Origin of the sequence: Glaciecola sp. XM2 (genome assembly GCF_018595715.1) — a bacterium.
Taxonomy (GTDB): domain Bacteria; phylum Pseudomonadota; class Gammaproteobacteria; order Enterobacterales; family Alteromonadaceae; genus Glaciecola.
The window spans coordinates 186,513-210,381 of the sequence record NZ_JAHEOJ010000026.1 but is presented as its reverse complement, the minus strand read 5'-3'; the positions used below and the strand labels follow the sequence as shown (position 1 = coordinate 210,381).

At 44.5% G+C, this 23,869-nt stretch carries 22 protein-coding genes; 16 read left to right on the top strand and 6 right to left on the bottom strand.

The genetic code is table 11. From position 1 onward, the window contains the following. Positions 1-7: 7 nt before the first annotated feature. The 4 genes from trpCF to KJ365_RS14510 are packed head-to-tail and all read right to left on the bottom strand — an operon-like array spanning position 8 to position 4,667. Positions 8-1,423, bottom strand: coding sequence for a bifunctional indole-3-glycerol-phosphate synthase TrpC/phosphoribosylanthranilate isomerase TrpF (trpCF, locus tag KJ365_RS14525; RefSeq protein WP_214452399.1), 1,416 nt, complete (start codon positions 1,421-1,423; stop codon positions 8-10). Between the two features lies 1 nt (position 1,424). After that, positions 1,425-2,450, bottom strand: coding sequence for an anthranilate phosphoribosyltransferase (gene trpD / locus KJ365_RS14520; RefSeq protein ID WP_214452398.1), 1,026 nt, complete (start codon positions 2,448-2,450; stop codon positions 1,425-1,427). Then, positions 2,447-3,082, bottom strand: a complete 636-nt coding sequence (locus KJ365_RS14515; protein WP_250884247.1) for an aminodeoxychorismate/anthranilate synthase component II — start codon at positions 3,080-3,082, stop codon at positions 2,447-2,449. Before KJ365_RS14515 ends, trpD begins: the two co-directional genes overlap by 4 nt. Then, positions 3,075-4,667, bottom strand: coding sequence for an anthranilate synthase component 1 (locus KJ365_RS14510; protein ID WP_214452397.1), 1,593 nt, complete (start codon positions 4,665-4,667; stop codon positions 3,075-3,077). The genes KJ365_RS14515 and KJ365_RS14510 overlap by 8 nt, the downstream gene beginning before the upstream one ends. 375 nt (positions 4,668-5,042) lie before the next feature. Between KJ365_RS14510 and KJ365_RS14505 the strand changes: the two genes are divergently transcribed. The 3 genes from KJ365_RS14505 to KJ365_RS14495 all read left to right on the top strand — a co-directional run bounded on the left by KJ365_RS14505 (position 5,043) and on the right by KJ365_RS14495 (position 7,142). Beyond that, the gene (locus KJ365_RS14505; protein ID WP_214452396.1) at positions 5,043-5,873 is read left to right on the top strand and encodes a PHP domain-containing protein; all 831 of its coding nucleotides are present in this window, start codon (positions 5,043-5,045) and stop codon (positions 5,871-5,873) included. A gap of 245 nt (positions 5,874-6,118) precedes the next feature. Further along, entirely contained in the window at positions 6,119-6,451 is a 333-nt protein-coding gene (locus KJ365_RS14500) for a hypothetical protein (protein WP_214452395.1), read from the top strand. A 175-nt stretch (positions 6,452-6,626) separates the two neighbouring features. Beyond that, on the top strand, positions 6,627-7,142 hold the full coding sequence (locus KJ365_RS14495; RefSeq protein ID WP_250884246.1) for a DNA methyltransferase: 516 nt from the start codon (positions 6,627-6,629) through the stop codon (positions 7,140-7,142). Here the strand turns inward: KJ365_RS14495 and KJ365_RS14490 are convergent. Beyond that, positions 7,064-8,956, bottom strand: a complete 1,893-nt coding sequence (locus tag KJ365_RS14490) for a serine hydrolase domain-containing protein (RefSeq protein WP_214452394.1) — start codon at positions 8,954-8,956, stop codon at positions 7,064-7,066. The genes KJ365_RS14495 and KJ365_RS14490 overlap by 79 nt on opposite strands. Positions 8,957-9,103: 147 nt before the next feature. Between KJ365_RS14490 and KJ365_RS14485 the strand changes: the two genes are divergently transcribed. From KJ365_RS14485 to exaC, 13 genes are all read left to right on the top strand, one after another. After that, a complete protein-coding gene (locus tag KJ365_RS14485; protein ID WP_214452393.1) occupies positions 9,104-10,903 on the top strand; it encodes a histidine kinase in 1,800 nt (599 codons plus the stop codon). Further along, complete coding sequence (locus KJ365_RS14480; protein WP_214452392.1) at positions 10,900-11,622, top strand: LytR/AlgR family response regulator transcription factor; 723 nt, start codon at positions 10,900-10,902, stop codon at positions 11,620-11,622. Before KJ365_RS14485 ends, KJ365_RS14480 begins: the two co-directional genes overlap by 4 nt. A 715-nt stretch (positions 11,623-12,337) precedes the next feature. Next, positions 12,338-12,958 (top strand): L-threonylcarbamoyladenylate synthase, encoded by a 621-nt coding sequence (locus KJ365_RS14475; RefSeq protein ID WP_214452391.1) that lies wholly within the window; start codon positions 12,338-12,340, stop codon positions 12,956-12,958. Between the two features lie 14 nt (positions 12,959-12,972). Beyond that, positions 12,973-13,803, top strand: coding sequence for a segregation and condensation protein A (locus KJ365_RS14470; protein ID WP_214452390.1), 831 nt, complete (start codon positions 12,973-12,975; stop codon positions 13,801-13,803). Next, on the top strand, positions 13,790-14,449 hold the full coding sequence (gene scpB / locus KJ365_RS14465; RefSeq protein ID WP_214452389.1) for an SMC-Scp complex subunit ScpB: 660 nt from the start codon (positions 13,790-13,792) through the stop codon (positions 14,447-14,449). The genes KJ365_RS14470 and scpB overlap by 14 nt, the downstream gene beginning before the upstream one ends. 51 nt (positions 14,450-14,500) lie before the next feature. Next, a complete protein-coding gene (gene rluB / locus KJ365_RS14460; protein WP_214452388.1) occupies positions 14,501-15,370 on the top strand; it encodes a 23S rRNA pseudouridine(2605) synthase RluB in 870 nt (289 codons plus the stop codon). 12 nt (positions 15,371-15,382) lie between these two features. Next, positions 15,383-16,168 (top strand): tRNA pseudouridine(38-40) synthase TruA, encoded by a 786-nt coding sequence (truA, locus tag KJ365_RS14455; protein WP_214452387.1) that lies wholly within the window; start codon positions 15,383-15,385, stop codon positions 16,166-16,168. Positions 16,169-16,293: 125 nt separating this feature from the next. Further along, positions 16,294-17,172: an acetyl-CoA carboxylase, carboxyltransferase subunit beta gene (accD, locus tag KJ365_RS14450; protein ID WP_214452386.1), complete on the top strand. Its 879-nt coding sequence runs from the start codon at positions 16,294-16,296 to the stop codon at positions 17,170-17,172. A gap of 15 nt (positions 17,173-17,187) precedes the next feature. Continuing rightward, positions 17,188-18,519 carry a bifunctional tetrahydrofolate synthase/dihydrofolate synthase gene (folC, locus tag KJ365_RS14445; protein WP_214452385.1) on the top strand — a complete coding sequence of 444 codons (1,332 nt, stop codon included), beginning with the start codon at positions 17,188-17,190 and terminating at the stop codon, positions 18,517-18,519. Further along, positions 18,516-19,127, top strand: coding sequence for an SPOR domain-containing protein (locus tag KJ365_RS14440; RefSeq protein ID WP_214452384.1), 612 nt, complete (start codon positions 18,516-18,518; stop codon positions 19,125-19,127). The genes folC and KJ365_RS14440 overlap by 4 nt, the downstream gene beginning before the upstream one ends. A 68-nt stretch (positions 19,128-19,195) precedes the next feature. Beyond that, the gene (locus tag KJ365_RS14435) at positions 19,196-19,687 is read left to right on the top strand and encodes a CvpA family protein (protein WP_214452383.1); all 492 of its coding nucleotides are present in this window, start codon (positions 19,196-19,198) and stop codon (positions 19,685-19,687) included. A gap of 13 nt (positions 19,688-19,700) precedes the next feature. Beyond that, a complete protein-coding gene (gene purF / locus KJ365_RS14430) occupies positions 19,701-21,218 on the top strand; it encodes an amidophosphoribosyltransferase (protein WP_214452382.1) in 1,518 nt (505 codons plus the stop codon). 236 nt (positions 21,219-21,454) lie between these two features. Then, positions 21,455-22,972 carry an acetaldehyde dehydrogenase ExaC gene (gene exaC / locus KJ365_RS14425; RefSeq protein ID WP_214452381.1) on the top strand — a complete coding sequence of 506 codons (1,518 nt, stop codon included), beginning with the start codon at positions 21,455-21,457 and terminating at the stop codon, positions 22,970-22,972. A 98-nt stretch (positions 22,973-23,070) separates the two neighbouring features. On the opposite strand, the gene KJ365_RS14420 is transcribed toward exaC, so the two are convergent. Beyond that, complete coding sequence (locus KJ365_RS14420) at positions 23,071-23,676, bottom strand: Yip1 family protein (protein ID WP_214452380.1); 606 nt, start codon at positions 23,674-23,676, stop codon at positions 23,071-23,073. Positions 23,677-23,869 lie beyond the last annotated feature (193 nt).

The window sequence follows — 23,869 nt, the reverse complement described above, 5'->3', positions numbered from 1 at the left end:
ATTCCTTTTAAATGCGTAACGATGAAAACATCGTATGTATTTTTGCTAATTCTTTCTCACCCGGCGCTGATTCTACACCACTATTCACATCAATGCCGAAGCTGTTTGTTAACATCGCTTGTTTTGCGTTTTGTGGGGTAATGCCGCCTGCGATAATGACTTTGTTTGTGTCTTTTAAACTATCAATAATGCCCCAGTCGAAGGCTTGTCCGGTGCCCCCTGAAACCTTACCTACTTTGCAATCGAGTAAGTAAAGCGCAATGTCGCTTCCGTTTATTGCTTCACATTGTTCAATGCGCTCCTGCGTTTGGCCGGCGCTTTGCCCTTCGGTGACGCTAATGACTTGCCAAATGTCGCATGTATTTGGCAGCGCTAGGCGAAGCGCGCTGATGTATTCACCGCTTTCATTCCCGTGTAATTGCACGGCGCTTAAACCGAGTTTTGCGACATAATCGACGACTTGTTCCAGTGGTGCATCAACAAATACGCCAACATAATCAAAGCTCACACTTTGCGTAATACTCAACGCCTGCTCAAGAGATACGAAGCGCGGCGAATTAGGTGCAAAAATTAAACCCATGTAACTTGCAGGCGTGTTGGCAATAGCCTGAGCGTGGTCTGTGCGGGTAATGCCGCATATTTTCACCTGACCGTATGCTAATTGAGAAACTGCCTGAGTTAAGTTGTCTTGCGCCATCAAAGAACTGCCGACCAGGTAACCGTCTACAAGATGGTTCAAACGCAGTAAATCTTGGTGGGTATAGATGCCTGATTCGGAGATGATCACACCGTCAAAATCGCTATTGCGAATCAACGGTACAAGACGTTCCGTGGTGGCCAAATCGGTAGACAGGTCTCGCAAGTCACGATTGTTAATACCAATGATTTTAGCGCCCAAGGCAAGTGCGCGATGAGTCTCTTGTTCGTTACTCACTTCGGTTAACACTTCCATGCCAAGGGAGTAAGTCAGTTCAGACAGCGCGGTATATTCGTTATCATCGAGTACTGAGAGCATTAATAACACCGCATCTGCATTATAATAACGTGCAAGATACACTTGGTAGGGCACCACAAAAAAGTCCTTGTTGAGCACCGGTTGCGACACACGCGAGGTAACATATTGCAAATATTCAAAGCGCCCTTGAAAGTACTTTTCATCGGTCAGCACTGAAAAACAGGCCGCTTCGCGTTCGTATGCCGATACAATCTCATCTAAATCAAAGTTTTCTCTGATCAAACCCTTAGACGGAGAAGCCTTTTTGCATTCGAAGATAAATCCTGCAGTAGGTTTACTTACGGCCGCAATAAACGATTTTTCGCTAGGCTTTAGTTGGTCAATAAACTCACTCAAGGGAAAGTCATGTTCGCGCTGCGCAATTTCTATTCGTTTGTCGGCCACTATTTTGGCTAGTACATCTGCCACGTTATACCTCTTGCTGACTAAGTTGAGCGGCCGCTTCAATCGTGCGTAACGGTGCGCCGCTTAAAAGTGTATCCATAACTTGCGCAAAGCAATCTTGCTTGGCGCGCTGAGGCGCATTCACCCAAAGTAATGCGGCTGCATTTAACGCAATGGCATGTTGATGGTCAACATTGCCTTTTCCGCTGAGCACGTCGCTAATCAATGCCACGTTATGCTCTGGTTCCCCGCCTTCAATTGCGGTAATCGGGGCATTTTTCGCGCCAAAGCATTCAGGCGTGATTTCAATAGAGCTGATATTGCCTTGGTGAATATGACGGGCTTGCGTTGTGCCATGTAACCCTATTTCATCAAGGCCAGCACCGTGCACCACGAGTGCATTTTCATGCCCAAGGGTGACCAATACCTGTGCATACACATCAAGTAGCGCAGGGGTATATACGCCATAAACCCCATGACTCGGTTTCGAAGGATTCGCTAATGGTCCTAAGATATTAAACAAAGTACGTGTTTTTAGGGTAGTGCGCACGGCCATAGCATGACCTACACCGGCATGATAATTAGGCGCTGCCAAAAAACAGATATTTGCTTGTTCTAAGCAGCGCTTGGCAGCCTCAGGTGACATCATCAGGTTCATACCAAAACCTGCAAAAAGGTCGGAAGAGCCAGATTTGCTCGACACACTTCTGTTGCCGTGCTTAGCCACTTTAATCCCGCACGATGCAGCAACAATCGCCGCTGCGCTTGATACGTTGATGGTGTTGTGGCCATCGCCACCGGTACCAACGATATCGCTATAAGGATAATCGGTTTGAGGGAAGGGTCTGGCGTTTTTAATCATCGCTGAGGCTGCGCCGGCAATCTCGTTGGTGTGCTCACCTTTCATCTTAAGTGCGATTAACAGTGCACTTAAGGTAATGTCGTCAAGCTCGCCTTTCATCACATCATCAAAGACAGACTCAGCCTGAGCAAAAGATAAATCATCACGGTCATATAATGAGGTTAGGGCATCTAAAGCGCGTTGTGTCATTGTGCTTCCTTGTGGTTTAACGATGGCTGACTTGCGACCAGAAACTGCATAGCTTGTTGTAACAATAAACTGCCTTCACTTGATAGCACCGACTCGGGGTGAAATTGAAAGCCGAGCATATTATCAGTATCATGAATTATCGCCATAGGGAGGTCACCTATCGTCGCAATCACTTGCAAAGAATTTGGTACGCGCGTGGCAACTAAAGAGTGATAGCGAGCGATAGAAAGCGGGTTAGGGAGCGCTTTAAAAATACCTTCATGTGCGTGTGTCATCAACGACGCTTTGCCGTGCATAACATCTTCGGCTCGTCCCACTTCACCGCCATAGGCCTCGACAATCGCTTGATGACCCAAACATATTCCCAATACAGGGTAGCGACCTTTTACCGCCTGAATGAGCGTTGGCATGTTGCCAGCATCTTTAGGCGCCCCCGGTCCAGGTGAGAGCATCAATAGGCATTGGCCTTGCTGCGCATATTCACTTAACTGCGACATAATGTGTTCAACAGGCACGGTATTTCTGAACACTTTTAAATGAACGCCCATCACCCGCAGTTCATCCACTAGGTTGTAGGTAAAGCTGTCGTGGTTATCAATTAAAACGACTTTGAGATCTTTCATGTTATGCATTGTCGCCCCCTTCAGCGGCCGTGTTAGCAGTGATGATCGCTTGAATAACCGCCTGCGCTTTAGCGCGCGTTTCATCGGCTTCCGATTGAGGTTTAGAGTCTTTCACCACGCCTGCACCGGCTTGAATATAGGCAACATCATTGCTTACAAAGGCACTTCGGATCACGATGCAGGTATCAAAGTCGCCATTACCGTTTAAGTAGCCCACTGCACCGCCATAACTTCCCCGAGTGCATTTTTCGGTTTCTCTTATGAGTGTGGCAGCACTTATCTTTGGCGCACCGACTAGTGTGCCCATGTTCATACAAGCTTGATAGGCATGGAGTGCATCGAGGTCTTTTCTGAGCTGGCCGACCACGCGCGAAACTAAGTGCATCACATGCGAATAGCGGTCAACTTTGAGCAGGTCTTTAACAAAGCGAGTGCCCGGTTCACATACCTTTGCGACATCATTTCGGGCTAAATCCACTAGCATGATATGTTCTGATTTTTCTTTTTCGTCTTGCTGTAAATTTAGTTCTAGGCGGCTATCGAGATCTAAATCGATGCTACCATCGGCGCGCTTTCCGCGAGGGCGAGTGCCCGCGATAGGGTAAATTTCTACCTGATTAGAATGCTGCTCGTACTTCAATGCAGATTCAGGTGATGCGCCAAATATCGCAAAAGTATTATCTTGCAGATAAAACATATAAGGCGACGGATTGGTTTGCTTGAGGCGTTTATATGCTAGCAATGGATCGGCGCACGGCAAAGAAAAGCTGCGCGAGGGCACTACTTGAAAGATATCACCGTCAAGAATGTGCTCTTGTAATGCCAACACGTCTTTGCAGTAGTGCTCATCGTCTTTATCGACCTTAAGTTCACTTAAGCTTGCTTGGTGTGCTTTGGGAAAGGTGACGCGATGCAAATCGCTGAGCTGGCGCTTAATTTGCTCTAAGCGCTGTTGTTTTTCAAAGTATTGATGGGCTACATTGTGAGAGCTAAATACACTGCCAAGGATTTGAGTACTTTGATGTTGATGATCGATTAATATCAGGCTTTCCGCTAGGTAAAACACGTAGTCGGGGCAATGGTTAGCGCCTTTGGGTACATCAGGTAACTGCTCAAAACTTGCCAGCAAGTCATAGGCAAATACTCCACCTAAAAACACCGCGTGTGGATGTTCTCTAAGCGCTTGTATGTCCTGTTGTAGCGTGCGCAGTACGTCAAATACAGATGGCTGTTTTAAACGAGCGTCTTCATCTAACTCGTTCCCTGAACTAGGGAAAGTCACATGAAGGTGGTCGTCGGCATTTTTACGCAAATAAACACTTAGTTTTTCACGTAAAAATTCGATGAGCGGCAGACCATTATCTGTAAGAGCTGTCACAATTATATCCTGCCCATTACACTCTATGCGAAGTGCGGCATCCACTAATATTAGGCTTTTGAGATTGTCTTTACTGTCAATTTCCGCCGACTCTAATAATATAGAATGGGGCGTGGCCATGGCTTTGTACGCGCTAAGAGGATCTGACACGTAAGGTGCTTCAATTTCAATGGTCTCCACCTTGCCTGGTGCAGTCCCTAGTTGTGACAAACTCATGTTTTTCCTATATATCTTCGCAAAATAATGTTTTATTTCAGCCAATAAAAAAGGCCCGTTCTAGGGCCTTGTTTACATGCACACAAATGCAGGCAGCCCTAAAGTTGCTTGCTCCACCACCAAATGTTTTGCGTGTTTACTGTGTACATGTTTGATTCCTGTATGCTGAGCGTCGCACCGATCGCGCATTCGCTTGCAATAAATTATGAGCATAGGAGATAACAAAAGCGCTTTGTTGTCAACCGCTAATCTAAAAGTTTTACAATTGTGCGTGCAAAGAAAAGCAGTATTGCGCATATATTGCGGGTATAATTGTGTCAAATTATAGGCTTTTATCCGGCGTGTAAATATGACGTCTGTGGTTTGGATTGCGACTTGAAAATAGACTTACATTCTCATACAACTTGCTCCGATGGCAGTTTATCGCCACAACAGCTTGTGATGCGGGCTCAACAGATGCAAGTAGATGTGCTGGCCATTACCGATCACGACAGTGTGGCAGCGATTCAGATAGCTAGAGACTATAGTCAGCAAAGTGCGCCGGTGGTGAATATCATCAGCGGTACCGAAATTTCAACCCGTTGGCATGGTTTTGAAATTCACATACTGGGACTAAACGTCAATGAAAATGACGAGATGTTCTTAAACCGCTTAGCCTCCCAACAACAGGTTAGGGAGCAACGCGCTCACGACATCCTCGAAAAGCTAAATAAAGCAGGTGTAGCTGTTACGTTAGATGATGTGCAAAGTCTTGCCGATGGGGTCATTTCGCGCGGGCATTTTGCACAGGTGCTCGTGAACAAGCGTATTTGTAGCCATCATCAGCAGGCCTTTACGCAGTATTTGGGTAAGGGAAAAAAGGCATACGTTACACCTAAATGGGTTGGCATGGCCGATGCCGTTGCGTGGATTAAAGAGGCAGGTGGGCAGGCCGTCATCGCGCATCCTTATCACTATGATATGACCACCAAATGGCTCAGACGCTTAGCGGCTGATTTTAGCGCTGCTGGCGGCGAGGGGATGGAAGTTCAGCATCCTAACTTAGCGAAAGACAAGCAAACGTTAATGATTGAAATTGCCCTTGAGCATGACTTGTTAGGCAGCGCAGGCTCTGATTTCCACTCACCTAGTCGCTGGACGGAACTTGGTAGGCGACTTGAGCTACCGGTAAGTATTGAGCCTATTTGGCGAGATTGGGGGTTATAAGCAATAATAGGTCCTTCTAACTATTGCTACTTTGCCCTAGAGCATTGCCCTCATCCACAAATAATAGTTTTTTAATTGATGTTAATTAATCACACAGTCCGTCAAAGGCATTTGTAGGTGTGAATTTAACTTAACACTGACTTGTTTGAGCCTCCTTTAAACTATTACCATGAGTTTGCACTGAGGCATTTTTTGGACTAACGTTAGGGGGTAATTTTCAACCGATAATCACAAGGACAGTGTAAATGGGGAGGCGTAGTAATATATCATTTCGTTTGTTAAAGGCATCACATGCTTTAGAAGTTTTGCTTAGAGACAACAATTTACAAAGAGCCAAAGAAAGCAAATTACTCAGTGAACTCAATGAAGTGGGTATTAATGTACTCAAGTCGAAACAACATGGTGAATGGTTTCAAATTCTCAAGACCATATACCGCCCTCATAATGTCGCCTCTGAACTAAGCAAAAATGGATTTATTGTGCTGACATTAAATCAAGCTATCTTTATATTTAGTGAAACGGGTGAAAAAACCGACATTGAAAAGAAGCTACAAGAGTTTTTTGAGCTGAAGTTATAATACTTTGACCGAATTCGATTTTATCTTTAAAAAAAATATGCCTTTGTATCGTCCTCTCACTGCAACTACCTTTTAGGAGAGTTCGATTCATGCAAACATGGGTATGCTTATTGCTCATCACGTATTCTAATTATTCTGCAGTAAAACACATGATTTTAGCTTCAATAAGATCTATATGCCTTATACCGAGGCAACCAACCTTGATCAAATACTGCAACGGCACACCCGAGACAAGCACAATACATCTATCTATGCCCGTTACGAAGTGGGCAATATTCAGCAGGCAGACGCCAAGCAAGGAGTGCCCTTAAGTGATATTTGGGATATTCCTTATCTGAATCCAAAAGCCAAGGAAAGGGTGGGTTATCCAACCCCAAAATCATTGCTTCTTTTAGAGCGCATTATTGAATTAGTTACCAATGAGAATGAACTTGTACTAGACCCTTTTTGCGGCAGCGCCATAACGTGTGTCGCTGCAAGCTTAACAAACAAGAAATACATTGGCATTGTCCTGTCAGAGGACGTTGTTCAACTGTCGCAATCGAGTTTCTACAATCCGATTAAAACCGAATCTCATTTATTTAAAAAGGCAGGAAAGCCTTTCCAGCTTATTTACGCACCACTTTGCATCTTCTCAATCATCTTTTTAGCGTTATCGTTGTCTGGGCTTAGTTTTAGCGAACGCTTATAGTTTGCAATTGCATTGGCCGTATCACCACTTAGCATTTGCGCTTCAGCCAAGCTGTCAAATGCGTTAGCGTTTTGTGGATACAAATGAGTGTAAACATGAAAGAAGTTAAGCGCTGCGGTAAACTCTTGTTTACCAAGAGCTATGTAACCAGCCATATTTAATGCGTTTGGTGAAAGTAGTCTAGATTGCGGGTACTGCGCCTTCCATGCTTCGTATGCCGCAATACTTTGTTTCACATCTTTTGTTTGCGCTACTTCAAAAGGCAGTACTTCAGTCGCTGCTATTTTACGCATGCTATAGTCTTTTAAAGGTGTGCCTTGCCTGCTGAACACCAAATATGTTTGTTTACTTTCATTTACTTCAATACTCAACTGGTTAGGATGAGTGTTTAAAGCAAACTTTGCTGTTGTGCCGGTCTTCCCGCTCTCTCCCAAGTAATGCAATTTACCCTCAAAAGACTTGCCGCCTATGCTAAGTGGATTGGTATATATAAGCTCTTCACCTTGTTCAGCAATGGTGACTATTTGGTCAAAGGTCGACAAATATCTACCGACTAATTGCTTTCTATGTTTTTCGGAAATAAAGGTGCTGGCGCTGATGTTTTGCTGCCAATCAAGGTTTTGCACAATGTTATCGATTAGCGCGTTAACAGCAGGGTTGCGATGCTGTGTGGTGGCGTTCATGAACACCATTATCCCTTTACCACCTTGCATACTTGCCATTACATGGCCGCCCGTCCCAGTGTTTGAACCACCATGTGAAAACCACTCAATATTACCCTGTGCTTCAAATCTCATCCAACCCGCCGCCCAGCCACCAGTCTTTTTGATAGTCTGAACCTGAGTGGTTTGCTCTGCTACCCACTTTGAAACAACTTCAGTAGGTCTACCCGCTAGGGCTTTTTGATATTCAATGGTAAAAAGTGCCATATCAGTAGGGGTACTCCACATACCCGACGGCGCAATTTGCGGGCAAATAGGAATGCCGTCACGAATAACCTGTTGGCTGGCATCATGCACTTTGGCCACGTTGCTTAAAAAGCGCCTATCACCATGTTGGTACATTGTGGTGTTTTGCATGTTTAGTGGTGTAAAAATCATATCTTGGGCTAGTTGCTCCAAGGATTTCCCCGTAATATCTTCAAGTGCTACTTGCACAATAACATAGCCACCACCGCTATATTCCCAATCGGTTTCAGGGGTGAAAATGGAGCTAATGGGTTGCGAGTACCGAGGGAGCTTCACGCCATTTAGACTGTCTATTAGTGTGGGAATATCATCACCTAAATGGAAGTCGGCAAAGCCACCTTGCGACATTCCTGCGGTATGCGCGAGTAACTGCCGTATATTAATCGTTTTGGCCGATTCACTTGGCATTTTCCAGCTTTTTAAGTACTCACTAACAGGGGCATCGAGGTCTAGTTTGCCCTGTTCAGCTAGCATTGCGGCAACGGTGGCCGTTACGGGCTTGGAAATTGAAGCTGTTGAAAATGCAGTGTTAGCATCAATGAATTGTTGTGTACCACTTTCTTTTAGACCTGCTTGATGAGTAAACACAATGTCGTAATTATCTACTACAGCGAAGCTCATACCGGGTATCTTGAAGTTATCAATGAAGGCTTGGTAATCATATTGCTTGCCGTCTGCGGCTAAAAAGCGAGATAGTTTTTCTTCATATTGTTGAACGTTGGTCGTTTCGTTTTTGGTTTGTGCCTTATTTGCTGCGTTACTTAATGCATGACCAGAGTTAAGGCTTGATGTAACAACTACAATGGTTACAAAACTGAGGGTTAGGATACTGTGCTTGCTTGTCATGAAAATTATCCGCTTGCTTAAAGTCACTCTATCATGCAAGCAACTGGCATCACATTGGTCGCTTTTTTCCTCAACTGCTCAAGGCTTTCCTGAACGGCTCTAATCTTTATCAGTTTTATTGCTATGATAGGCAAAAAGGAGAACAACTTGCGCAATCCTCTATTTATATTCACTTTTATTATCTCGTTTCTGGCTATGGCTCTGCTATTAGCTGATCAGGCGGTAGCTAGTGAACCTAAGTTGATTACAAGCCAAGATTACTTTTTGATTGAGCAAGATAATCCAAGCTTTGCTAAACCAATTAAAAATCCAGATGAAAGCAATCCATTATGGCAAAAGCATCAATTCAATCGGTTACCCTTAAGTAACAGTATTGTATGGGTACAAACCGAATTCGAATTACCTGACGATCAAAACAAAGCCATGGGTTTGTTAGTGAGTGTGTTAGGTTCTTTTGAAGCCTATTGGGATGGCCAGTATATAGGCAGTAATGGAAAGGTTGGGGATAGCGTAAATAGCGAGATCCCCGGCACTATCGATAAGATATTATTGCTTCCTACTAACAGTGCAACGAAAGACAAACACACCTTAAGCTTACGTATTTCCACCCAACACAACCCTAAACACATTCAGCAAGTGTCCTTTTTCGCTGTAGTCAGCGAATACGAATATTTGGCTTTAATACCCTACAAACGCGCGAGCATGCCGCTCATTATGACCAGCGCATTACTACTATTTGCGGTTTACGCGTTTATTATTTATTTAAAAAGCTTCCAACGCGTGAGCTATTTAATCTTCAGTGCCTTGAGTCTATGTATTCTGATGCTTTTGTTGGTTGAGTCGTGGCGTGGAATTAGCCCTTATACTTATGATTGGCAAATTCCTCGATTGCAATTGGTATTGGGCTTATCCAGTGTTATCTCTTTATTATTTACCGCTTTTTTTGCGTGGTTTTTTGAGTTTTCGAAAAGAGTAAGGATAAGCTGGTTGGCGTTAGCAACTGTGAGTCAAATCATCATTCTATTTTTCGTTGATGGTTACGACATTCCGAGTTTATACGTCTTCTTTGTTGGTTTATGTTGCGCAACTGCTTTGTGCTTACAAGCATTAGTGACAAAGCAAAAACACGCGCTAGTCATGCTGATTAGTTTAGCTGTATTTACAGTACCTATTTTTATCAATCGTTTTTCTTATATGGACCACTACTTCTTTATGTCCTTTGGAGCATTAATAGCCCTAATGCTTTATACATTAGCGCAAACCATGAGCAATAAACAAAAAGAACTAATAGACAGTCAAATTACCGCAACCAGACTCGAACTAGAATTAGTTAAACGTAACTTACAGCCGCATTTTATATTAAACACCTTAACTGCCGTTGAAGAATGGATTGAAGAGTCGCCTAGTACCGCTGTTAACTTTATTCAGGCGCTCGCCGACGAATTTCGCTTTATGGCCCAGCTGTCTGCCCAAAAGGCTGTGCGCTTGGAAGATGAAATCGACTTGTGTCATTCACATCTTAAAGTGATGAGCTTTCGAACTAATACACAATTTTCGTTGGTGACAACTATCGATAATGCGAATGCCAGCATCCCACCTGGTGTTTTACTCACACTCATTGAAAATGCTATGTCGCATAATCGCTATGTAAATGGTGAAACTAGGTTTACATTAAGACAAATCATTTCGGGAGATTCGCAGAGTATTGTGTTTATTGCACCAGTAGTGGCGATTAAAAACGCACAAGACAGCAAACGCATTAGCCTTGGTATCGGCAACCAATACATTCATGCTCGATTGAATGAGCGCTTTGCAAACAAGTGGGATATGCAAAGTCAGCTTGAAGAAGAGCGATGGCAAGTAACGCTCACTACGCCTTTTAGTGCTGACACCCAGCAAACCGAAAGTGCTTTTGAAGCACAAGACAAAACGGCTAAAAACGTATGATAAACGCGCTGATTGTTGAAGATGAATTTATGGTAGCAAAACGACTTAAACGTTTTGTTGAGGCTGCATTTAAAGAGCAAACGCTAAAGTTACATGTGCTTGCTTCACTCGATGATGCCTTTGAATACTTAGCGCAGCGCAGTATCGATGTATTGTTTTTAGATCTTAATTTGCAAGGTAAAGATGGCTTTGAGCTCTTAAAGCAAACTCTGTGTGAAAGCTTTCATACTATTGTGGTATCGGCGAATAGCGAACGAGCCATCGAGGCTTTTGATATTGGTGTGCTCGATTTTGTAGCGAAACCCTTCACCCAAGCGCGCATTCAAAAAGCAGTTGATAGGCTACAACAGCAAGCTCAGCTTGGTCTTACCAAATACATTACTTATAAACACTTGGGCAAAATAGAGCTCATGCCCGTTACAGATATTTTGTATTTAAAAGCTAATGGCCACTATTGTGAGATTGTTACCATGGAAGGTCTAAAGGTATTGCACGACAAAAATTTAGATAAACTGCTGGCCTTGTTGCCTAGCGATTTTGTGCGTATACACCGTTCTTATGCACTACCTTTGAGTAGCATTAAATCAATTGCCGCAGAAGGAGGCAGTAAATACACCGTGATTATGAAGAATGCTGAGCGCTTACCTATTGGTCGCACAAAAGTAGCGGGTTTACGTGAGCAGGTAAAGTGCGGCCAAAAGGGAACGACTCCAATATGAGCTGAATTTGTCTTTTAAAATTAGCGAGTTAGTCCTGTTGTATTCCTGAGTAGCGATGAGCGAGAGCATAAGACGAATTAACGCTATGTGCTAGTCTTTGTGACAGCTGAATTTAAGAAGTGTTTTTCCTTTTTCAAATTGAGATTCAATTTTCAGAAAATAGTCAAGTACATGTCGAGAGAATAGGTAAATATTCTGGCAATAGGCACTGAAATACCAATTGTGGGATGCGAAGATCCTAGCCGTAACTCAATAATGTTAAAGCTCTGTTTTGGTTTAACACTTATGCACCAAAGTCAGAATCTCGTTGGATGGTGTAGTCGTCAATCACAGAAGTGTGGACTGGTTCTAAAATCGGTGGTGCTCGACACGTATTGGCGGTGTAAGCCACAAAATCTATTATTGAGACTCGCTTTACTTAAAGAAGTATCTAACGCTCTCATCAGCACAACAAAAAGTAGAGAGTACATGGAAAATTAGTATTATATGTAACCCCACCTTACAGAGGTAGTTAGGTCTATCTCTGCTTTTTATCATTCAACAAAGTATCTAAATTCTCATAGCGCTATCAGATATGATCAGAACTTATCAGCAAATATACATGTAGAGTGACCTATTCTACTTAAATGCATCATTACTAGTGCTTAAGCGACTATAACTTTGATATACTCAGCGTCAATTACATGGCATTGCCAGCTAAGGGAATTCGTTCGACATGAGTCAGTTTTTTTACATCCATCCAGATAATCCTCAGGTACGCCTTGTGCGCCAAACCTGTGAGTTGATTAATCAGGGTGAGGTTGTGGTGTATCCTACCGACTCTGGCTATGCCATTGGTTGTCAAATGGAAAACAAAAAAGCGATGGAGCAAATCTGCCGCATTCGTGAAATAGACAAAGATCATAACTTTACCCTTATGTGCCGAGATATGTCTGAGTTATCGGAATATGCGAGAGTAGATAATACCGCCTTCAGGCAGATTAAAAACAATACCCCTGGTCCTTACACATTTATTCTTAAAGCCACAAAAGAAGTGCCAAAGCGCTTGCAAAATCCCAAGCGAAAAACCATTGGCATTCGTGTACCAGATAACCCTATTACCTTAGCGATTCTAGAAGAGCTCGGTGAACCTTTGATGTCTACCACACTGATTTTGCCAAATGAAGTGGTCGCAGAAAGCGATCCAGATGAAATCAGAGAAAAGCTTGAAAAACGCGTTGGGTTAATTATTCATGGCGGATACTTAGGTGAACATCCCACCACGGTGATTGATATGTCGGAGGGAGAAACCACTATCTTACGCTATGGCAGTGGCGACACCACTCCCTTTGAGTAAGCACAGCGTTTGCTATGGTAGATAAGCAAAAAACATCAACGTCCCCCACGCAGCAGCAACCGCTCGCCCTTGCGTTTGTCAATGGCGAGGCATTAATTGAAAAACCAGAAGACCTCTATATTCCGCCCGATGCCCTAGAAGTTATCTTAGAAACCTTTGAAGGGCCGCTTGATTTACTCTTGTATCTTATCCGAAAACAGAAGTTTGATATTCTTGAACTGCCGGTATTGCAAGTGACTCAGCAATATATGGAATATGTCGACACCTTGAGTCTAGTAAAACTAGAGCTTGCCGGTGAGTACTTGTTAATGGCAGCGATGCTCGCAGAAATAAAGTCACGCTTGCTGTTGCCGAAAATGCCCAACGCCGATGACGATGAAGAAGACCCAAGGGCACTTCTGATTCGGCGTTTACAAGAATACGAGCGAATTAAAGATGCCGCTCAAGCACTCGATAATGCCCCGCGCGTGCAGCGCGACATCTTTGTAGCACAAGCACAAACTAGCGATAATGTGCAGCCGATCAAACATCTTCCGCAAGTGCAACTGCAAGAGCTGGCGCTTGCTTTTAGCCAAGCCATGCAGCGCGCGAATGCGTTTGAACACCACCATGTGGCCAAAGAGGCGCTTTCTACTAGAGAGCGAATGAGCTTGTTGCTGACGCGCTTACATCGCACCGATTACATCGGTCTTGATGAACTGCTTGACCCAGCAGAAGGAAAGGCGGGTGTCGTGGTAAGTTTTATCGCTATATTAGAATTAGTCAAAGAAGGTTTAGTTGTGCTTGAACAAGCGCATCCATATAGCAATATTCATGTTAAACTAGGTGCGTATGAGCAAGATTAATGACACCCAGCTAAAACAATTACTAGAAGCGGCGATTTTCGTCGCCGAAGGTCCGCTGTCGGTCGAAAAGATGCGATCGACGATTTTACTGGAGCTCGATGTATCTACCCGTCAGTTAAATAAAGTGCTTAAAGAGCTTGAGTTAGACTATGCACCACGGGGTATACAATTGACTAAAGTTGCCTCTGGCTATCGGTTTCAATCAAACTCTGGTTTAGGTCAATTACTCAGCCGTTTATGGCAAGAGACAGTGCCAAAATATTCCCGCGCGATGCTAGAAACCTTGTCGTTAATCGCTTATAAACAACCTATCACGCGCGGTGAGATTGAAGATATACGCGGCGTGGTGGTCAGCAGTCATATTATTAAATCGTTAGTTGAGAGAGAGTGGATAAAGGTGATTGGACATAAAGAAGTGCCAGGGCGACCTGCACTATATGCTACCACCGCCACATTTTTAGATTATTTTTCAATTTCATCGCTCAGCGAATTGCCCTCTGCCGGGATGTTTGACGACACAATGGCAAAAGCGCAGGAAGCATCAGAACAAGCGCAAGTTAGTCAGTCAGCGTTAGAACTTGAGCCAAGCCCCCCAAATAGCCCAGCTTCAAAAGAGCAGGGCGATAAAAATTCCACCCTTCACTAGCGCCTGTGCATATGCAAAGCGATAGAAAAACTGAGGTACACAGGTGTAAACATGAGTGAGAAGTTACAAAAAGTATTGGCAAACAACGGCGTGGGCTCGCGTCGCGAGATGGAAAAGTGGATTGAGCAAGGGCGCATTTCGGTGAATGGAAACATCGCTAAACTCGGCGATAGAGTAGAGCTAACTGACCAAATTCGCGTAGATGGCAACCCCGTATCACGCGCAAACGAAAAGTCGCCATGTCGTGTGCTGATGTATAACAAGCCGGAAGGCGAGCTTTGCTCGCGAACAGATCCTCAAGGCCGCCCCACCGTTTTTGACCGCCTGCCGACGATTGCTGGCGAGCGTTGGATTGCGGTTGGTCGCTTAGATATCAACACCAGTGGTCTATTAATCTTTACTAACGATGGCGAGTTGGCCAATCGTTTAATGCATCCGTCTCACGAAGTTGAGCGCGAGTATGCAGTGCGCGTATTCGGTGAAGTGACACCGGCTATTTTGCGCACGCTGTGCAAAGGCGTTGAATTAGAAGATGGCGTGGCTAAGTTTAATCATATACATGTGCGCCCATCAGAACCAGAATCATTAAATCACTGGTTTAATGTGACCTTATCAGAAGGGCGTAACAGAGAAGTTAGACGTTTGTGGGAATCTCAAGGCTTGCAAGTCAGTCGACTCATTCGCCTGCGTTACGGCAACCTTGAGATGTTCAAGCGCTTACCACAGGGGGCATGGATTGAGTTAGACTTAGTCAATGTCAATTCGCTTCGTCAGATGGTGCAGCTCAAAGATGAAACCGAAACAAAGATACACGTGCTAGATAAGCTTGATCACACAAAGCTAAGCCGTATGCGCCGTTCAGTTAGAAAACACAAAACCAATAAAGTTGCTCACCATCGTCAAAGAGTCAAACGAAAGTAAGAAAGTTAGTATATGCGAATCGCTCTAGGCATTGAATATCAGGGGAATCAATATAAGGGTTGGCAGCGTCAGCGCAATGCGCCGAGCGTACAGCAACATATTGAAACCTCGCTTGAAAACATTTTACAACACCCTGTCTCCGTGACCTGCGCTGGCAGAACCGATGCAGGGGTACACGCTACTGGTCAAGTGGTGCATTTTGATACCGAAGTAACGCGCCCAGATAAAGCATACACTCGGGGCATGAACACCTTGTTACCCAATGATATTGCAGTTACATGGTGTCAGTCCATGGAAGATGACTTCCATGCTCGATTTAGCGCTTTTTCTCGTCGTTATCGCTACGTGATTTATAACGCGGCACTGCGCCCTGGGGTGCTGCAACCTGGTATGACACATATCTATCAGCCCCTAGATGCACAGCTAATGCATGAGGGCGCGCAATATTTGTTAGGTGAGCACGACTTTACTACCTTTAGAGCCTCATACTGCCAGTCTAACAGCCCAATTAGGACGGTTGAATCGGTGAGCGTTTATCGTAATGGGCGCTATGTGATTGTCGATATTCGTGCCAATGCTTTTTTACACCATATGGTTCGAAATATTGTTGGTTCGCTATTGTTGGTAGGACAAAAAGAACATCCACCTCAATGGATGGCGGATTTATTGTCAGCCCACGATAGAACATTAGCGGCTGCAACGGCAAAGCCCAATGGACTTTACTTGACTAAAGTATATTACCCTGAGAGGTTTGACCTGCCCGCAATCCCTCTAGGTCCCTTGTTTTTAGAAGATTAGCAGCGATTGATGTCGACAAATGACGAGCATTTTAGTTTTGTCGGCGTGCTTAATATGGTTTAATGCCGAAAATTTACTAAGCTTATGTACAACAAAGCAAAAAAGTTACAAATAGGACCTACGCAATGAGTTGGATTGAAAAGATACTTCCGAAGACCCAATCTTCTATAAAGAGCAATGTGCCAGAGGGTATATGGACGAAGTGTAGCGCCTGTAACTCAGTTTTATATAAAACTGAATTAGAAAAAATGCTCGAAGTTTGCCCTAAGTGTGATCATCACATGCGCATCACTGCTCGTGCACGCATAAACTCGATTTTAGATAGTAATGATCGCGTTGAACTTGGTGCAGACTTAGAGCCGCAAGACGTTCTTAAATTCAAAGACTCCAAGAAGTATAAAGACCGCTTAACCGCTGCACAAAAAGCGACCAATGAAAAAGACGCTCTTGTGGTAGTGAAAGGCACGATGAACGGTATGCCGGTTGTAGTTGCTGTATTTGAATTTGCATTCTTAGGCGGTTCGATGGCCTCGGTCGTCGGAGCGCGTTTTGTGGCTGCGGTAAATGCATGTTTAGAGCATAATATTCCTTTAGTGTGTTTTTCTACCAGTGGCGGCGCGCGCATGCAAGAGGCTTTACTCTCGTTGATGCAAATGGCAAAAACCAGCGCTGCACTTGCTAAATTAAGTGAAAAGGGTTTGCCGTATATTTCAGTATTGACCGACCCTACCATGGGCGGAGTATCGGCAAGCTTAGCCATGCTAGGCGATATCAACATTGCTGAACCTAAAGCGCTAATTGGCTTTGCTGGCCCGCGCGTTATAGAACAAACGGTACGTGAAAAGCTTCCAGAAGGCTTTCAGCGCAGTGAGTTTTTGTTAGAAAAAGGCGCGATCGATATGATTGTTGACCGTCGTGAGATGAGAAACACTCTTTATCGCATACTGAGCAAACTACAGGGCTCTCGTCCATTAGTTGAACCTGCCATTACCGACGAATCATAGGCCTAATTACCTTACATGTTGACGCTTGTTCAGTGGCTTGCGCGTATCGAAGCTGGCCACAGTGTCGAAATCGATATGGGCTTGTCACGCGTGGCAGCTGTAGCCAAGCGACTCGCGTTAGACTTTCACCATAGTGGTGTTGTTACCGTTGCCGGCACAAATGGCAAGGGCACGACATGCAAAATCATTGAAGCTTGTTGTGTCGCCAACGAGCTATCAGTAGGTGTTTATAGCTCCCCGCATATTCTTTGTTTCAATGAGCGTGTGCGCATAAATGGTCAAGATGCATCAGATAAAGCGCTATGCGAAGCCTTTGCACAAATCGATGCTGCCCGCGCAGAAATTTCGCTTACCTATTTTGAATACGCCACGCTAGCAGGCTTATTGTTATTCTCACAGGCAAAGTTAGATGTGGTCATTCTCGAAGTGGGTTTAGGCGGACGATTAGATGCTACCAACATAATTGATGCCGATATTGCCGTACTCACTAGTATTGGTCTAGATCATCAAGACTACTTAGGCGATACCTTAGAAGATATTGCTTTTGAAAAGGCAGGTATTGTTAAGCGCAATAAACACTGTGTGGTAGGTTTTGAAGAACAATACGCCCGCAGCAACAAGTGGATTGAAGATCATTCACAGGCCATACTCAAGCGAAACCGCGACTTTGGTGTTGAAACTAAGCCAGACGGTTCTCGTGCATGGTTAACATATCATGGCCTTCGCCGCGATTATCTGTGGTCAAGCGCGAATATTGTGCCGCAAAACGTGATCACAGGATTGGCCTCACTACACGTATTGCATGACGTCTTAAGCTCAAAAGATAACGTGAAAGCAACGGCATTAGAGGCGTTTTTAGCCGACTCTGAACGCGTTAAGCAAGTTATTGACGCCACCCATCTAGCTGGGCGGGCGCAGATAATAAGCAAAGCCCCATGGATAATGTTAGATGTGGCCCACAATGAAGCTGCAGCGACATATTTACGTGAAAAAATTAGCACCTTTAATGCATCCCAGTGTCATATGGTGGTGGGCATGCTAAAAGACAAAAACATTGAAGATACGATAGGTGCATTTATCTCTATGAAAGCGAGCTGGTATTGTGCCAGCTTACCGGGTAAAAGAGGCGAAAAAGCCTCACGCTTAGCAAATGCAATTTCGTCGATACCCAGCACGCAGGTGAATACCTTTGACAGTGTTGAAGCAGCCCTAAAAAGGGCACTTGAACAGGCATCGAATACTGATATGATAGTGGTATTCGGGTCGTTTATTACGGTTGCTGGTGCAACTGATTATTTAAATGAAATAGGCCTTATCAGGCCAAATAAAGTGGTAAATTCTATATGAATTCAGCGTTACAAAATAGACTAGTAGGGACCCTTATTGTGGTTGCCCTTGCAGTGATCTTGTTGCCTGAGTTGCTCGATGGTGAGAAGCGAGAAAGTACTCAAAGCTTTGCGCAAATTCCGCCGCGTCCTGCTGAGCTAGTGGTTGAGCAGGTAGGGGATTTTCCACAAGATGTGCTCGATGAGCAGGCTTATCGCCCCGTTGAGTTAGTAGATGAAGTAGCGATAGACGATCCACAAGGCGAAACGCCAAGCACAGCCTCTCAGCCAGATGAAACACAAGTGGTAGCGGTTAAGCCAGCGCCTCCGGTCACAACGTCTAGGGAGCCTGCCGCTACTGAGCCTGAAATTGATATTCAGGACTCGGGTTGGGTCGTGCAGTTGGGCAGCTTTCGATATGAAAAAAATGTACGCGAACTCATCGCGACACTGAAAAATGCTGGCTACCGCGCATACAGTCAGCCGGTAAGAACGAACGTGGGTGTCTTGAATAAAGTATTCGTTGGCCCTGAGCTGGAGAGAGAGAAACTCGAGCAAGCGTTGCCACATTTACAGGAATTAACGCAATTAAAAGGAAAAATAACCGCATTTGAAGTTAGCGCTGATTAAGTTATTTTGCTAAACTTCGCGCCAATTCAAATCGTGCTTGTATTGTTGCATTGGAATCCACCTCACCCATGAATTGGTTTGACTTCACTATCATCGGCATTATCGCATTCTCTGCGATCATCAGTGTCGTTAGAGGATTTATGAAGGAGGCGGTTTCACTCGTCGTATGGATAGCAGCATTTTTTGTTGCCAGCCAATTCTATCTCAACCTTGCACAATATCTTACGCAAATCGATGACACCTTAATTCGTAACGGTGTCGCCATCGCTATCCTTTTCATCGGAACTTTGATCACCGGCGCCCTCATTAACTACGTGTTTTCTCAGTTAGTAAAAGCCACCGGCTTATCTGGTACTGATCGCGTGTTAGGTGCGGTGTTTGGCGCTTTACGGGGCGTACTGGTTGTTAGCGCAGCACTTTTTTTCCTAGATACATTTACACCCGCAGCCTCATCCATCTGGTGGACACAGTCCATATTGGTACCTGAGTTTGCGTTTATTATCGAATGGTTTTTTGAATATGTGAAAGAGGGCTCTAGCTTTCTTTCCGATACTGTATAAGGTTTAACATCGTATGTGTGGCATCGTTGGCATTGTGGGTAAAGAACAAGTAAATCAGTCGATTTATGACGCACTGATAGTGCTACAGCACCGCGGGCAAGATGCAGCGGGCATCATGACCATTGAAAACAACATGTTTAATTTACGCAAAGACAATGGCTTGGTGCGAGATGTGTTTCATACTCGTCATATGAAGCGTCTGAGCGGAAAAATGGGTATTGGGCACTGTCGCTATCCTACTGCCGGTTCATCAAGCTCTGCTGAGGCGCAGCCGTTTTATGTGAACTCGCCTTTTGGTATCGCCTTTGCGCATAACGGTAACCTCACCAATTCTCATGAGCTGCAAGACGAAGTGTTTAGAATTGCCCGTCGCCATATCAATACCACCTCCGACTCAGAGCTTCTGCTCAATATTTTTGCCCACGCGTTGCATGAGACCGCAGCGTTAACGTTGCATCCGGATGAAATTTTTACCGCCGTCGAAAAAGTGCATAAGAAAATTCGCGGTGCATATGCGGTTGTAGCCGCCATTATTGGTCAAGGCATGGTGGCCTTTAGAGACCCACACGGTATTCGCCCGTTAGTATTAGGTAAACGTACCACCGCCTTTGGCGACGAATATATGGTCGCTTCTGAAAGCGTTGCGCTAGACGCAGTAGGCTTTAAATTTATTCGCGATGTGGCACCTGGCGAAGCGGTTTATGTTACCGAAGAAGGTGAATTGTTTACCAAGCAGTGTGCGAAAAACGCAGTGTGTAACCCCTGTATATTTGAGTTTGTATATTTTGCTCGCCCCGATTCATTCATAGACGGTGTGTCGGTGTATGCCTCACGCGTAAATATGGGCAGAAAGCTGGGTGAAAAAATCAAAAGAGAGTGGGCGCATTTAGATATTGATGTAGTCATTCCTATTCCAGAAACATCCATGGATGTTGCCTTGCAGATTGCCAACACATTAAACCTGCCGTATCGACAAGGGTTTGTGAAAAACCGCTACATTGGCCGTACCTTTATTATGCCCGGTCAAAAGATGCGCAGAAAATCGGTGCGTCGAAAGCTTAATGCGATTTCGTCAGAGTTTAAGGGTAAGAACGTACTGTTGGTAGACGATTCGATTGTACGCGGAACGACCTCTGAGCAAATAATTGAGATGGCCAGAGAGTCAGGCGCCAATAAGGTGTATTTCGCCTCTGCTGCCCCTGAAATACGCTTCCCTAACGTATACGGCATTGATATGCCCTCAGCCAACGAGTTAATTGCTTACGGGCGTGAAATCGAACAAATTTGCGAGTGCATTAAAGCAGACGGCTTAATATTCCAAGACATACAAGATTTGGTCGATGCGGTTAAAGAAGAGAATGCAAATATCCCTCGTTTTGAGACGTCGGTGTTTGATGGCGACTATGTGACCGGTGATATTGACCAAGAGTACTTGGAAAGTATTGATAAAGCGCGCGGCGAGTCGGCTAAAGGCACGCCGAGGTTTCAAGCCGAGCTGAGTAATCTTGAGATGCACAATATAGATAATTAATCCTTAATGTTTTTTACTTTTGAAGCCAGCTCAACGCTGGCTTTTTTGTGCGCGTGAGTAGCTTCGTAAAACGTACGATACTCATTAACGTAATTTTTACATTTAATACTTTAGACGTACTCCTCTATGAATCTGTTGTGCTTTGTCTAACATGACACTCAAGAAAAATTCGCGTTTGTTTTCATTGATAAAAGCGAGTTCCTGTTAGAACATAACCAGATTATGGAGAACTACCAATGATTTATACAGCACCCAATCAACCCGATAGCCTCGTGCATTTTAAAAGCCGATACGAAAACTTTATTGGCGGCGAGTGGGTAGCGCCGGTTAAAGGGCAGTATTTTGAAAACGTTTCGCCCGTAAACAACAAGGTATTTTGTGAGATCCCACGTTCATGTGCTCAAGATATTGAGGTGGCTTTAGATGCTGCGCATAAGGCGCGCGAAGCGTGGGGGCAAACATCGGTAGCAGAACGCTCAAATATGCTGCTTAAAATTGCGGATGTAATGGAGCAAAATCTTGAAATGCTCGCTGTGGCCGAGACCTGGGATAATGGCAAAGCGGTACGCGAAACTATCAATGCTGATATTCCACTTTGTATCGACCATTTTCGCTATTTTGCAGGATGTATTCGAGCGCAAGAAGGCAGTCTAGGCGAGATAGACGCCAATACGGTGGCGTATCATTTCCATGAGCCTCTCGGTGTGGTTGGTCAAATTATTCCATGGAATTTCCCGTTACTAATGGCCGCTTGGAAACTTGGGCCTGCGCTAGCTGCTGGGAATTGCGTTATACTCAAACCCGCTGAGCAAACCCCTGCGTCGATTCTAGTGTTAATGGATTTGATTAAAGATATCTTGCCACCGGGCGTGTTAAACGTGGTCAATGGTTATGGTGCAGAAGCGGGTCAAGCCCTTGCTACAAGCAAGCGTATCGCCAAAATTGCCTTCACCGGCTCAACCCCTGTGGGCTCACACATTCTCAAATGTGCTGCAGAAAACATTATTCCCTCTACCGTTGAGTTAGGCGGTAAGTCTCCTAACATCTTCTTTGAAGACATTATGAATTACGAAGACGAATTTTTAAGCAAGTGCGTGGAGGGTACAGTACTGGCCTTCTTCAACCAAGGTGAAGTCTGCACCTGTCCGTCAAGAGCGCTTATCCAAGCTTCTATTTACGATGAATTCATTAGCTTAGTCGTTGAGCGAACCAAACAAATAAAACGTGGCAACCCCTTAGACATTGATGTACAGGTAGGTGCACAGGCCTCTGAGCAACAATACGACAAGATCCTGGGATATCTAGAAATAGGACAAAAAGAGGGCGCTGAAGTCCTCGTGGGCGGCAATAAGCAGGTGGTTGCAGGCTTTGAAAGCGGCTTTTACATTGAGCCTACTTTGCTCAAGGGCAATAACAACATGCGTGTCTTCCAAGAGGAGATTTTTGGTCCGGTAGTCGGTGTTACTACTTTTAAAGATGAGGCCGAGGCATTAGCTATTGCGAATAACACCGAGTTTGGCTTAGGTGCGGGTGTGTGGAGCCGTGATATGAACTTGGCGTATCGCATGGGCAGAGGCATTCAAGCTGGTCGTGTGTGGACCAATTGCTATCATGCCTATCCTGCGCATGCCGCTTTTGGTGGATACAAGAAGTCTGGAGTAGGGCGCGAGACGCATAAAATGGCGCTAGAACATTATCAACAAACCAAAAACCTTTTGGTGAGTTACGATGTTAACCCGCTAGGCTTCTTCTAAACGCCAGGCATTAAAAAGCCGCCAATATATTGTATTGGCGGCTTTTGTTTTTTTGTATCGAAGGTTGTTAGCTTATCGATTAACGGTGCGCGATGTGTTTACATGTATTGAGGACCTAAACCATAGCTCCATAAAATCACTGAGCTGACCATTAAGATGACCATTAATACAAGTCCGCAGGTAACCACTGAGCTAGAAAAGATAAAGCCCTTTTCTTCAGGAATGTGCAACATAATCGGTACGCCGGTATACAACAGGTATACGGAATAAGAAATGCCCGCTAGTACTGCCACCATAATAAACCATATTTCAGGGTAAAAAGCGCTAAAGCCAGCCATGAAAAGTGGCGTAGCGGTATATGCCGCAATTTCTAAGCACTGAGTATAGGTAGGCTTCGTATCAAATGCTTTGGCCAATTCGTAGGTGAGCGCTGCAAGTGCGACGACCCCAAACAATAATCCAAAATACATGGCGACCGACATTGCCATAGCGCTTTGTTGGGTCAGCTTTATGGTCTCTGCGGTCACACCGGCCCCGATATCCCAACCAATGTAGGCCGAGGCATAAAACGCCATGCCTGAAGGAATTAATGCGATGATTAAAATATGGCTAAGCGCAAAGAAATAGCTCTCATGCTTACTGTCAATAGTCTGCCATTCTTGTTTTGGGGAGGTATAAATACCCCATAGATGGTTAAGTATCACTAATGTTGCTCCTGAGGGTGGTATCGTTAGGTATGATAAACGTACTTGCTTAGCTTCGCCTCGGCACATCAGCGCAAAAAAAGGGTGACTTTGCGGTAGAGAACTTGCCAACAAGTTAATGAAAATATAATTCATTAACATCATTTTAACAAGAAACTGATAAGGTAAAATCTGATATTTTTAAAAATTAATC